This is a genomic window from Citrobacter sp. MGH 55 (genome assembly GCF_016906145.1).
Lineage (GTDB): Bacteria > Pseudomonadota > Gammaproteobacteria > Enterobacterales > Enterobacteriaceae > Citrobacter_A > Citrobacter_A amalonaticus.
This window is the reverse complement of the sequence record NZ_CP070239.1, coordinates 1,492,399-1,504,596: the sequence shown is the minus strand read 5'-3', so window position 1 is coordinate 1,504,596 and position 12,198 is coordinate 1,492,399. Positions and strand designations below refer to the sequence as shown.

The following is a 12,198-nucleotide window of genomic DNA, read 5'->3' as shown; positions in this document are numbered from 1 at the left end:
CAGCCAGGTGGTTATCGCCGGTGATGGTCAGGCCACACTGGGTAACACCGTCATGAAAGGCAACGTGAAGAAAGTGCGTCGTCTGTACAACGACAAAGTCATTGCTGGCTTTGCGGGCGGTACGGCGGATGCGTTCACGCTGTTCGAACTGTTTGAGCGCAAGCTGGAAATGCATCAGGGACATCTGGTTAAAGCCGCCGTTGAGCTGGCGAAAGACTGGCGTACCGATCGCATGCTGCGCAAACTTGAAGCGCTGTTGGCGGTCGCGGATGAAACCGCCTCCCTCATCATCACCGGTAACGGTGACGTCGTGCAGCCGGAAAACGATCTGATTGCCATCGGCTCCGGCGGTCCCTACGCCCAGGCTGCGGCACGTGCTCTGCTGGAAAACACCGAGCTCGGCGCTCGCGACATTGCTGAAAAAGCGTTGGATATTGCAGGTGATATCTGCATTTACACCAACCATTTCCATACCATTGAAGAATTACCGTCTAAAGCGTAAGGATCTCCCATGTCTGAAATGACCCCACGCGAAATCGTCAGCGAACTGAACAAGCACATCATCGGCCAGGATAACGCCAAGCGTTCCGTGGCGATTGCACTGCGTAACCGCTGGCGCCGCATGCAGCTCGACGAAGAGCTGCGCCATGAAGTTACACCGAAAAACATTCTGATGATCGGCCCAACCGGTGTCGGTAAAACCGAAATCGCCCGTCGTCTGGCAAAGCTTGCCAACGCGCCGTTCATTAAAGTGGAAGCAACAAAATTCACCGAAGTGGGTTATGTCGGTAAAGAAGTCGACTCTATCATCCGCGATCTGACCGATGCCGCCATTAAAATGGTTCGCGTCCAGGCGATCGAAAAGAACCGCTATCGTGCGGAAGAGATGGCAGAAGAGCGCATTCTTGATGTGCTGATCCCACCGGCGAAAAATAACTGGGGCCAGGCAGAGCAACAGTCTGAACCGTCCGCTGCGCGTCAGGCGTTCCGTAAAAAACTGCGTGAAGGCCAGCTCGACGATAAAGAAATCGAGATCGATCTTGCCGCCGCACCGATGGGCGTGGAAATCATGGCGCCTCCGGGAATGGAAGAGATGACCAGCCAACTGCAGTCCATGTTCCAGAACCTGGGAGGACAGAAGCAGAAAGCGCGTAAGCTGAAAATCAAAGACGCGATGAAGCTGCTGATTGAAGAAGAAGCGGCCAAACTGGTGAACCCGGAAGAGCTGAAACAGGAAGCTATCGACGCCGTTGAGCAGCATGGGATCGTGTTTATCGACGAAATCGACAAAATCTGTAAGCGCGGCGAATCCTCGGGTCCGGACGTGTCCCGTGAAGGCGTACAGCGCGACCTGCTGCCGCTGGTTGAAGGCTGCACCGTCTCGACCAAACACGGTATGGTCAAAACCGACCACATTTTGTTTATCGCCTCTGGCGCATTCCAGGTGGCAAAACCGTCCGATCTGATCCCGGAACTGCAGGGTCGTCTGCCGATTCGCGTAGAGCTGCAGGCGCTGACTACCAGCGACTTCGAACGTATTCTGACGGAACCTAACGCTTCTGTTACCGTGCAGTACAAAGCGTTGATGGCGACCGAAGGCGTCAACATTGAGTTTACGGAATCCGGTATCAAGCGTATTGCTGAAGCAGCATGGCAGGTTAACGAGACCACTGAAAACATCGGTGCCCGTCGTCTGCACACCGTTCTGGAGCGTCTGATGGAAGATATTTCCTATGATGCGAGCGATTTGAACGGTCAAAGCATAACAATTGATGCGGATTATGTGAGCAAACATCTGGATGCGCTGGTCGCAGATGAAGATCTGAGCCGTTTTATCCTATAATCGCGTTCACTGCATTTTCATCATTGTTGATGGGGCTGAAAGGCCCCATTTTTATTGGCGCTAAATATGACTGAACAACAACAAATTAGCCGCTCCCAGGCCTGGCTGGAAAGTTTACGACCCAAGACTCTACCGCTCGCCTTCGCGGCGATCATCGTCGGTACGGCCCTGGCATGGTGGCAGGGATATTTTGATCCGCTGGTCGCCTTGCTGGCGCTCATTACGGCAGGGCTTCTGCAAATCCTGTCAAATCTCGCCAACGACTATGGTGATGCCGTTAAAGGCAGTGATAAGCCGGATCGCATTGGGCCGCTGCGTGGGATGCAAAAAGGGGTGATCACCCAACAGGAGATGAAGCGCGCGCTGATCATCACCGTGGTACTCATTTGCGTGTCCGGTCTGTCGCTGGTTGCGGTGGCGTGCCGCACGCCGGCGGATTTTGTCGGCTTCCTGGTGCTTGGCGTACTGTCGATCATTGCCGCCATCACCTATACCGTGGGCAATCGTCCTTATGGCTACATCGGTCTGGGCGATATTTCCGTGCTGGTCTTCTTTGGCTGGCTGAGCGTGATGGGGAGTTGGTATCTGCAGGCGCATACACTGATCCCGGCGTTAATCCTTCCAGCTACCGCCTGCGGTCTGCTGGCCACCGCCGTGCTTAACATCAATAACCTGCGCGATATCAACAGTGACCGGGAAAACGGCAAGAACACGCTGGTTGTCCGCCTCGGCGCCGTAAATGCCCGTCGTTACCACGCTTGCTTGCTGATAGGCACGCTGATCTGCCTGGCGCTGTTTAACCTGCTTTCGCTGCAAAGTCCGTGGGGTTGGTTGTTCCTGCTGGCCGCACCGGTACTGGTAAAACAGGCGCGTTACGTGATGCGCCAGATGGAACCAGCAGCGATGCGCCCAATGCTTGAACGTACGGTAAAAGCCGCATTGTTGACTAACCTGCTGTTTGTTGTCGGGATTTTCTTAAGTCAGTGGGCAAGATAACTGACAAATATCAATTAACAATTGATGATTTTGCCAACAGTACGCATAGCGCGATATACTAAAAATTCTCGCAGCAACTGAACGTTAAGCCTATGAAATACGATACTTCCGAGCTTTGTGACATCTATCAAGAAGATGTCAACGTCGTGGAACCACTGTTCTCTAACTTTGGAGGACGGTCGTCGTTTGGCGGACAAATCGTCACGGTGAAATGTTTCGAGGACAACGGGTTGCTGTACGATCTGCTCGAACAAAATGGCCGTGGTCGCATTCTGCTGGTCGATGGCGGCGGTTCTGTCCGTCGTGCGCTGGTCGACGCCGAACTGGCGCGTCTGGCTGTACAAAATGAATGGGAAGGCCTGGTCATCTACGGCGCAGTGCGTCAGGTAGACGATCTGGAAGAGCTGGACATCGGCATTCAGGCGATTGCCGCGATTCCGGTAGGTGCAGCAGGCGAAGGGATTGGGGAAAGCGATGTCCGCGTCAATTTCGGCGGCGTGACCTTCTTCTCCGGCGACCATCTGTACGCCGATAACACCGGAATCATCCTCTCCGAAGACCCGCTCGATATCGAGTGATCGAAAAAGGCACCGTAAGGTGCCTTTTTTATTGGTTATCGCGGGCTACTGGATGGCGGCTTGCGCCTTATCCGGCCTACAAGCTACTTGCTCAGGAATCCTCTAAAGATTTCGCGTTAGGGCAAGGCGGCAAGCGAATGAATCCCCAGGAGCGTAGTAAACTACGTGACCGGGGTGAATACGCGCAGCCAACGCCGCCATAACGTGAAAGATGACGAGGATTAGACTTCTTCCATGCGGCCCAGCAATGCCTGCAAACGATCCTGCCAGCCATTCTGCTGTTCTTTCAGAGACTGATTTTCGCGCTCGAGCTCTTCACGGCTGTGCTGTGCAGATTGCACTTCCTGCGCCAGCGAGCTGTTCTTCTCTTTCAGCTCTTCAATTTCCATCTGCAACAAGGTGATGGTATCAATCGCCTGCTGTACTTTTGCTTCCAGTTTCTCAAACACTTCTAAAGACATGGTCATACTCTCCTGAATTGCAAGGCGACGCTTCACGTGAACGCGCACAATATATAGTGCCGATTGTATGAAGCCCCGCTCTCCCTGTCCAGCGGCATCCCGCGCTGATTGCGGTTTGCAACACTTTTCAGTCGACTCTTACAGACATTGACGGCCTAACCCTTAAGTGTTAACGCTTTGGTTAATGAAATGATTCAGCTCACACTATTTTTGTATAACAAAACGCGCCTCATGGCGCGAAAACGCTCATTTTATTGACGGAGTACACACATTTTAAGTTCGATATTTCTCGTTTGTGCTCGTTAACGATAAATTAACAGTGTGCCTACAGGGCATCGCGGACGTCAGTGACCTCCTCGCATACAATAAACATTAAACTCTTCAGGATCCGATTATGAGTCAAACATCAACCTTAAAAGGCCAGTGCATTGCTGAATTCCTCGGTACCGGGTTGTTGATTTTCTTCGGTGTGGGGTGTGTCGCTGCGCTTAAAGTCGCGGGTGCGTCTTTTGGACAGTGGGAAATCAGCGTCATCTGGGGATTGGGGGTAGCCATGGCTATCTACCTGACCGCAGGGGTGTCTGGCGCACATCTCAACCCGGCAGTCACTATCGCGTTGTGGCTGTTTGCGTGTTTCGACAAGCGCAAAGTTGTTCCTTTTATCCTTTCTCAATTTGCCGGTGCCTTTTGCGCAGCGGCGTTAGTTTACGGGCTTTACTACAATCTTTTCGCCGACTTCGAACAAACGCACCACATTGTACGTGGCAGCATTGAGAGTGTTGATCTGGCCGGCACTTTCTCAACGTATCCCAACCCACATATCAATTTTGTGCAGGCCTTCGCGGTTGAAATGGTGATTACCGCTATCCTGATGGGGCTTATTCTGGCGCTGACTGATGACGGTAACGGTGTACCGCGTGGCCCGCTGGCTCCTTTGTTGATTGGTTTACTGATTGCGGTTATCGGCGCATCCATGGGCCCACTGACCGGGTTTGCGATGAACCCGGCACGTGACATCGGTCCGAAAGCGTTCGCCTGGCTTGCAGGCTGGGGTAATGTCGCCTTCACCGGTGGCAAAGATATTCCTTACTTCCTGGTGCCGCTGTTTGGCCCCATCGTTGGTGCTATTTTGGGCGCTTTCGCCTATCGCAAGCTGATCGGTCGCCATTTGCCGTGCGATATCTGTGCCGTGGAAGAGAAGGAAACCACGACCACTTCACAACAAAAAGCTTCGCTGTAATGTGACTACGGGACAAATAATTATGACTGAGAAAAAATATATCGTTGCGCTCGACCAGGGAACCACCAGCTCCCGCGCCGTCGTGATGGATCATGATGCCAATATCGTAAGCGTCTCACAGCGCGAATTTGAGCAGATCTACCCGAAAGCAGGCTGGGTAGAACACGACCCGATGGAAATCTGGGCAACGCAGAGCTCTACCCTGGTGGAAGTCCTGGCGAAAGCGGACATCAGTTCCGATCAGATTGCAGCTATCGGGATTACTAACCAGCGTGAAACAACCATCGTCTGGGAACGTGAGACCGGTAAACCTATCTATAACGCGATTGTCTGGCAGTGCCGTCGTACCGCGGATATCTGCGAACACCTGAAGCGCGATGGCATGGAAGAGTACATCCGCAATAACACGGGTCTGGTCATTGACCCGTATTTTTCCGGCACCAAAGTGAAGTGGATCCTCGACCACGTCGAAGGCTCTCGTGAGCGCGCACGTCGCGGCGAACTGCTGTTCGGTACCGTTGATACCTGGCTTATCTGGAAAATGACCCAGGGACGCGTACACGTAACGGATTACACCAACGCCTCGCGTACCATGCTGTTCAACATCCACACGCTGGACTGGGACGACAAGATGCTGGATGCGCTGGATATTCCACGCGCCATGCTGCCGGAAGTGCGCCGTTCTTCCGAGGTCTACGGTCAGACCAACATCGGCGGTAAAGGCGGCACGCGTATTCCGATCTCCGGTATCGCCGGTGACCAGCAGGCTGCACTGTTCGGCCAGCTGTGCGTGAAGGAAGGGATGGCGAAAAACACCTACGGCACCGGCTGCTTTATGCTGATGAACACCGGCGAAAAAGCGGTGAAATCCGAAAACGGCCTGTTGACCACCATCGCCTGCGGCCCGACCGGGGAAGTGAACTATGCGCTGGAAGGCGCTGTGTTTATGGCGGGCGCTTCTATTCAGTGGCTGCGTGATGAAATGAAGCTCATCAGCGACGCCTTCGATTCCGAGTATTTCGCGACCAAAGTGAAGGACACCAACGGCGTGTACGTCGTCCCCGCCTTCACCGGCCTGGGCGCGCCGTACTGGGACCCGTATGCGCGTGGCGCGATCTTCGGCTTGACCCGTGGTGTGAACGCCAACCACATCATCCGTGCAACGCTGGAATCTATTGCCTACCAGACCCGCGACGTACTGGAAGCGATGCAGGCAGACTCAGGCATTCGCCTGCACGCCCTGCGCGTGGACGGTGGTGCGGTCGCCAACAACTTCCTGATGCAGTTCCAGTCTGACATTCTTGGCACGCGCGTTGAGCGTCCGGAAGTGCGTGAAGTCACGGCGTTGGGTGCGGCCTACCTGGCCGGTCTGGCAGTCGGTTTCTGGCAGAACCTTGATGAACTGCAGGAAAAAGCGGTCATCGAACGTGAATTCCGCCCTGGCATCGAAACCACCGAGCGTAACTACCGTTACAGCGGCTGGAAGAAAGCGGTCAAACGCGCGCTGGCGTGGGAAGACCACGAAGAGTAATCGCGAATTGCCGGATAACGATGCGAAAGCGTCTTATCCGGCCTACGGATGAGATTACGGTGCGGGGACAACCCCGCACACTCACCCTCTGATATCAATAATTTCCCCCTCTCCCCTGTGCTACACTTCGCGCCATTCCTTTCTGCTACGAGTTTGCTATGAGACGAGAACTTGCCATCGAATTTTCCCGCGTAACCGAAGCGGCGGCGCTGGCTGGCTACAAATGGTTAGGACGCGGTGACAAAAACACCGCCGACGGCGCGGCGGTTAACGCCATGCGCATAATGCTAAACCAGGTCAACATTGACGGGACCATCGTGATCGGGGAAGGCGAGATCGACGAGGCGCCGATGCTCTACATCGGTGAGAAAGTCGGTACCGGTCGCGGCGACGCGGTGGATATTGCCGTCGACCCCATTGAAGGCACACGAATGACGGCGATGGGCCAGGCCAACGCGTTGGCCGTTCTGGCCGTGGGTGACAAGGGTTGCTTCCTGAACGCACCTGACATGTATATGGAAAAGCTGATTGTTGGACCGGGCGCAAAAGGCAGCATCGATCTCAATCTGCCGCTGGAAGAGAACCTGCGTAATGTCGCCAACGCGCTGGGCAAACCGCTGAGCGAACTGACGGTAACGATTCTGGCGAAACCGCGTCATGATGACGTGATCGCAGAGATGGCGAAGCTTGGCGTGCGCGTATTCGCGATTCCTGATGGCGATGTTGCCGCGTCCATTCTGACCTGCATGCCGGACAGCGAAGTGGATGTGCTGTACGGGATTGGCGGTGCGCCGGAAGGTGTGGTGTCCGCCGCGGTGATCCGCGCACTGGATGGTGACATGCAGGGCCGTCTGCTGGCACGTCATGATGTCAAAGGCGACAGCGAAGAGAACCGTCGCATTGGCGAACAAGAGCTGGCACGCTGCCAGGCAATGGGCATCGAGGCGGGTAAAGCGCTGCGTCTGGATGAAATGGCGCGTAGCGATAATGTTATTTTCTCCGCAACCGGCATCACCAAAGGCGATCTGCTGGAAGGGATCAGCCGTAAAGGTAATATCGCGACCACCGAAACGCTGCTGATCCGCGGTAAGTCACGCACCATCCGCCGTATTCAGTCGATCCACTATCTCGACCGTAAAGACCCGGACGTGCAGGCGCACATCCTGTAACTGATTTGTTCGTTCGAGCCTTCCAGCCCCTCCGGGCTGGAAATCTTTCCGCCAACGAACGAAGATAAGGGAACGAGACCCGTACAGGAGAAAACCATGGCAGATTGGGTAACAGGCAAAGTCACAAAGGTACAGAACTGGACTGATGCTCTGTTTAGTCTGACCGTTCACGCCCCCGTTCATCCCTTCACCGCAGGTCAATTTACCAAACTCAGTCTTGAGATTGACGGCGAGCGCGTCCAGCGTGCCTACTCGTATGTGAATGCCCCTGACAATCCCGATCTGGAGTTTTACCTGGTCACCGTGCCTGACGGTAAGCTAAGCCCACGTCTGGCGGCACTCAAGCCCGGCGACGAAGTACAGGTAGTGAGCGAAGCAGCCGGTTTCTTTGTGCTTGACGAAGTACCGGACTGCGACACGTTATGGATGCTGGCAACCGGCACCGCCATTGGTCCCTATTTATCGATTCTGCAACTGGGTAACGATCTCGAACGTTTCAAAAATCTGGTACTGGTCCACGCCGCACGATACGCCGCCGATTTAAGCTACCTGCCGCTGATGCAGGCGCTACAAAAGCGCTACGAAGGCAAACTGCGGATCCAGACGGTGGTGAGCCGGGAGACCGTCGCGGGTTCACTGACCGGTCGCATTCCGGCATTGATTGAAAGTGGCGAACTGGAAAAAGCGGTAGGCTTACCGATGGATAAAGAGACCAGCCATGTGATGCTGTGTGGAAATCCGCAAATGGTTCGCGACACACAGCAGTTGCTGAAAGAGACCCGGCAGATGACCAAACATTTGCGCCGCCGGCCAGGCCATATGACCGCCGAGCATTACTGGTAATACGGTTCAGGGCGCTGATTTAAACGCGACATCCTGCGTGTCTTTACCGTATTTATTTTCGCCCTGGGTGCCAACAAACGCCCCCAGGTCGATAAGAGTCATGATGAGGATAAGCGTCGGCGCAAACCGTCCGACCACCCATTGCCACATCCCCGGCAGAATAGCCCAGTTACCGGCTAACAGCATCCAGGCAAGAATAATCAATAACGCCCACAGCCCCGAACGCCCACGATCGTGCAGACGTTTCACCGTAACCGCTGCCGTCGGCCAGAGCAGACACACCAGGGCAAAGGGAGCAATCTGATCGGGAAGTAATTTTTGACTCTCGAGCGAAAACAGAACCACCATGCTGACAATCCACAGCGCAATCCAGATCCAGAAATCACGGCGTCCAATACGCCCTTTAAATGAGAATAACCACTGCTGTAGGGTCATGTCTGTTCCTTTAAAATGACTATCTTCGACAGTTTACCCTTTTGACAAGCCAGACGGTTATCGTTTTAATCGTGGACAGTCATAACGAAAGGTAAGATTGATGAAGCCAGGATGTTCACTGTTTTTATTATTGTTTTCTGCGATGCTCTCCAGCCCTCCGGCGCTGGCGGCTGAGCCATTGGCGGCCACCACCGCACCGTATTTACTCGCCGGTGCCCCCACGTTTGACCTTTCGATCAGCCAGTTTCGTGAAAACTTTAATACGCAAAATCCGAAGCTTACCTTAAATGAATTCCGCGCCATCGACAGTAGTCGCGACAAAGCCAACCTCACCCGTGCGGCCAGCAAAATAAATGAAAACCTGTACGCCTCGACCGCTCTTGAGCGCGGAACGCTGAAGATTAAGAGCATGCAGATAACCTGGCTGCCGATTCAGGGGCCGGAACAGAAAGCGGCGAAAGCCAAAGCGCAGGAATATATGGCGGCAGTGATCCGCACGGTCGCCCCCTTATTGACCAAAGAGCAGAGCCAGAAAAAGCTGCAAAAGCTGCTTACGTCGGGGAAAAATAAGCGCTATTACGCGGAGACCGAAGGCGCAATTCGCTATGTTGTCGCAGATAACGGCGAAAAGGGGCTGACCTTCGCGGTTGAACCGATTAAGCTGGCGTTATCTGAAAATCTGGACAGGCCCAATTGATGATAAAAAGCAAAGCCTTTCCGGGGAGTGATCTCTATACTGTTTCACAGACCATGCTGCCCTGCGGGGCGGCCATCTTCCTTAATTCGCTGACAAAGCGTGGAGAATAGAAATGCGACATCCTTTAGTGATGGGTAACTGGAAACTGAACGGCAGCCGCCACATGGTAAACGAACTGATTGCTAACCTGCGTAAAGAGCTGGCTGGCGTCGCTGGCTGTGCGGTAGCGATCGCACCGCCAGAAATGTATATCGATCTGGCAAAACATGCTGCGGCCGGTAGCCACATCCTCCTGGGCGCACAGAACGTTGACCTGAACCTGTCCGGCGCATTTACCGGTGAAACAAGTGCTGAAATGCTGAAAGACATCGGCGCACAGTACATCATCATCGGCCACTCTGAGCGTCGTACTTACCACAAAGAGTCTGACGAACTGATCGCGAAAAAATTCGCTGTGCTGAAAGAGCAGGGTCTGACTCCCGTTCTGTGCATCGGTGAAACCGAAGCTGAAAACGAAGCGGGCAAAACAGAAGAAGTGTGCGCACGTCAGATCGACGCCGTTCTGAAAACACAGGGTGCTGCGGCATTCGAAGGCGTAGTTATCGCTTACGAACCGGTTTGGGCAATCGGCACCGGCAAATCCGCAACGCCAGCGCAGGCACAGGCTGTTCACAAATTTATCCGTGATCATATTGCCAAAGCAGACGCGAAAATTGCTGAGCAGGTCATCATCCAGTACGGCGGTTCCGTAAACGCAGCTAACGCGGCAGAACTGTTCACTCAGCCGGATATCGACGGCGCGCTGGTTGGCGGTGCTTCTCTGAAAGCTGACGTTTTCGCCGTGATCGTAAAAGCAGCTGAAGCAGCAAAACAAGCTTAAGTTGTGTAGTCGGGGGGACCTCTCCCCCGACTTATCCCCGTATTACCAGTATCCCAACCAGTGCCACCAGAAAGCCCCTGTCACCGCCCAGATAGTCAGGTTTACCACACTCATCACCAGCCCCGTCTTCCACCATTCCGCCAGAGTGGCATAGCCAGAGCCAAAAATAATCGGCGCAGTGCCCGTACCGTAGTGGGTGAGCGACATCATCAGCGAAGAGGAGAAACCGAGCATCAGCCCCAGCAGGGCCGGTGGCGCGCCCAGACCTAACCCCGCGATGAAGAAGGCGGAGAACATGGCCGTGATATGCGCCGTGGTGCTGGCGAAAAAGTAATGAGAGTAGACGTAAAGCAGGATCAACAGCAGTGTCGCAATACTCCAGTGGACGCCAAGATGATTGATTGCCGTCCCCACACTGGTCGCAAGCCAGCCGACCAGTCCCAGTTTGCTGAGGAAATCCGCCATCATCACCAGCGCGGCAAACCAGACAATGGTATCCCAGGCACCGCGGCACTTAAGGATGTCCTCCCAGTGTAATACCCCCGTCAGCAACAGAATCGATAAACCGATCAGCGCCGCACTGGTGGGGTTAACGGTCCAGCCGCTGCCCATGATCATCGCGGGAACGCCAGCCCACAGGCAGAGCAGCAAAATGAACACCGCCAGCGTGATTTTTTCCGCCAGCGACAGTGGGCCGAGAAGATCCAGCTTTTGCCGGGCGAACTGCGGCGCATTGGGTGTGCGGGTAATGGCGGGTGGATAGAGCCACCAGATGACGATGGGCATCACAATCAGCGAAACGACCGCCGGAAGAAGCGCCGCAATGGCCCACATCCCCCAGGTCATATTCAGTACCCCATCCGTTCCCTGGGACAAAAAGGTGACAATGAGGGGGTTAGGGGCGGTTGCGGTGATGAACATCGCTGAACTGATCGGGTTAATGTTGTAATTCACCAGCGCCAGATAGCGCCCCGTTGAGCCATTTTCGCTATTGCCGGGCTGCGATCCAAGGCTGTCGGCGATGGCACGCATCACCGGGTGAATAATGCCGCCGCCGCGTGCCGTGTTACTTGGGGTGACGGGTGCAATCAGCGTTTCCGCGAGGGTTAATGCCCACGCGATACCTAAGGTTCGCTTACCAAACAACGCAATAAATCCGTAGCCGATACGCGCCCCAAGTCCTGTTTTCAGCAAGCTTTGCGACAGCATGATCGATAAACCGATCAGCCAAATCAGTTGGTTGGAAAAGCCACTCAGCGCATCGTTAAGCGCTGCCGCAGGCTTACCGGGATTCGTCACACCGGTCATCGCCACCAGCATGATCGCCACAACAGCAATCGCCCCGATAGGCATCGCTTTGCCGATAATGGCCGCAATCGTACCGATAAACAGCGCCAGCAGATGCCATGCCTGTGGCGTCACGTCCGCAGGACAAGGGATGATAAACCAGATGGTCAGTGTGATAACCATCGAGATGATGGCGGGCCAACCGCGAATGGGAGTCAATCTATCCATGGTTCAATCT

At 54.5% G+C, this 12,198-nt stretch carries 13 protein-coding genes; 10 read left to right on the top strand and 3 right to left on the bottom strand.

The features are described 5' to 3' along the window. Positions 1-7 precede the first annotated feature (7 nt). From hslV to rraA, 4 genes are all read left to right on the top strand, one after another. Positions 8-502, top strand: coding sequence for an ATP-dependent protease subunit HslV (hslV, locus tag JTI98_RS06130; protein ID WP_155985545.1), 495 nt, complete (start codon positions 8-10; stop codon positions 500-502). A 9-nt stretch (positions 503-511) separates the two neighbouring features. Further along, a complete protein-coding gene (gene hslU, locus JTI98_RS06125) occupies positions 512-1,843 on the top strand; it encodes an HslU--HslV peptidase ATPase subunit (RefSeq protein ID WP_044257468.1) in 1,332 nt (443 codons plus the stop codon). A 66-nt stretch (positions 1,844-1,909) separates the two neighbouring features. After that, complete coding sequence (menA, locus tag JTI98_RS06120; RefSeq protein ID WP_042998925.1) at positions 1,910-2,839, top strand: 1,4-dihydroxy-2-naphthoate polyprenyltransferase; 930 nt, start codon at positions 1,910-1,912, stop codon at positions 2,837-2,839. 92 nt (positions 2,840-2,931) lie between these two features. Continuing rightward, entirely contained in the window at positions 2,932-3,417 is a 486-nt protein-coding gene (gene rraA, locus JTI98_RS06115; RefSeq protein WP_042998924.1) for a ribonuclease E activity regulator RraA, read from the top strand. 221 nt (positions 3,418-3,638) lie between these two features. Here rraA and zapB read toward each other — a convergent pair whose 3' ends face one another. Further along, on the bottom strand, positions 3,639-3,884 hold the full coding sequence (gene zapB / locus JTI98_RS06110) for a septal ring assembly protein ZapB (protein WP_090050665.1): 246 nt from the start codon (positions 3,882-3,884) through the stop codon (positions 3,639-3,641). A 388-nt stretch (positions 3,885-4,272) separates the two neighbouring features. Between zapB and glpF the strand changes: the two genes are divergently transcribed. The 4 genes from glpF (at position 4,273) to fpr (ending at position 8,661) form a co-directional block, all read left to right on the top strand. Continuing rightward, the gene (glpF, locus tag JTI98_RS06105) at positions 4,273-5,118 is read left to right on the top strand and encodes a glycerol uptake facilitator protein GlpF (protein WP_042998923.1); all 846 of its coding nucleotides are present in this window, start codon (positions 4,273-4,275) and stop codon (positions 5,116-5,118) included. A 22-nt stretch (positions 5,119-5,140) separates the two neighbouring features. Further along, positions 5,141-6,649, top strand: coding sequence for a glycerol kinase GlpK (gene glpK, locus JTI98_RS06100; RefSeq protein WP_044257467.1), 1,509 nt, complete (start codon positions 5,141-5,143; stop codon positions 6,647-6,649). Between the two features lie 158 nt (positions 6,650-6,807). Next, positions 6,808-7,818: a class II fructose-bisphosphatase gene (gene glpX, locus JTI98_RS06095; RefSeq protein ID WP_042998921.1), complete on the top strand. Its 1,011-nt coding sequence runs from the start codon at positions 6,808-6,810 to the stop codon at positions 7,816-7,818. Between the two features lie 96 nt (positions 7,819-7,914). Beyond that, complete coding sequence (fpr, locus tag JTI98_RS06090) at positions 7,915-8,661, top strand: ferredoxin--NADP(+) reductase (RefSeq protein ID WP_216082040.1); 747 nt, start codon at positions 7,915-7,917, stop codon at positions 8,659-8,661. A 6-nt stretch (positions 8,662-8,667) separates the two neighbouring features. Here fpr and JTI98_RS06085 read toward each other — a convergent pair whose 3' ends face one another. Next, positions 8,668-9,096 (bottom strand): DUF805 domain-containing protein, encoded by a 429-nt coding sequence (locus tag JTI98_RS06085; protein ID WP_042998919.1) that lies wholly within the window; start codon positions 9,094-9,096, stop codon positions 8,668-8,670. 100 nt (positions 9,097-9,196) lie between these two features. On the opposite strand from JTI98_RS06085, the gene JTI98_RS06080 reads away from it, so the two are divergent. Beyond that, positions 9,197-9,793, top strand: coding sequence for a YiiQ family protein (locus JTI98_RS06080; RefSeq protein WP_044328380.1), 597 nt, complete (start codon positions 9,197-9,199; stop codon positions 9,791-9,793). A 112-nt stretch (positions 9,794-9,905) separates the two neighbouring features. Next, positions 9,906-10,673, top strand: coding sequence for a triose-phosphate isomerase (gene tpiA / locus JTI98_RS06075; protein ID WP_216082039.1), 768 nt, complete (start codon positions 9,906-9,908; stop codon positions 10,671-10,673). Between the two features lie 42 nt (positions 10,674-10,715). Here the strand turns inward: tpiA and JTI98_RS06070 are convergent, their stop codons facing one another. After that, a complete protein-coding gene (locus tag JTI98_RS06070) occupies positions 10,716-12,188 on the bottom strand; it encodes a DASS family sodium-coupled anion symporter (protein WP_090050662.1) in 1,473 nt (490 codons plus the stop codon). Positions 12,189-12,198 lie beyond the last annotated feature (10 nt).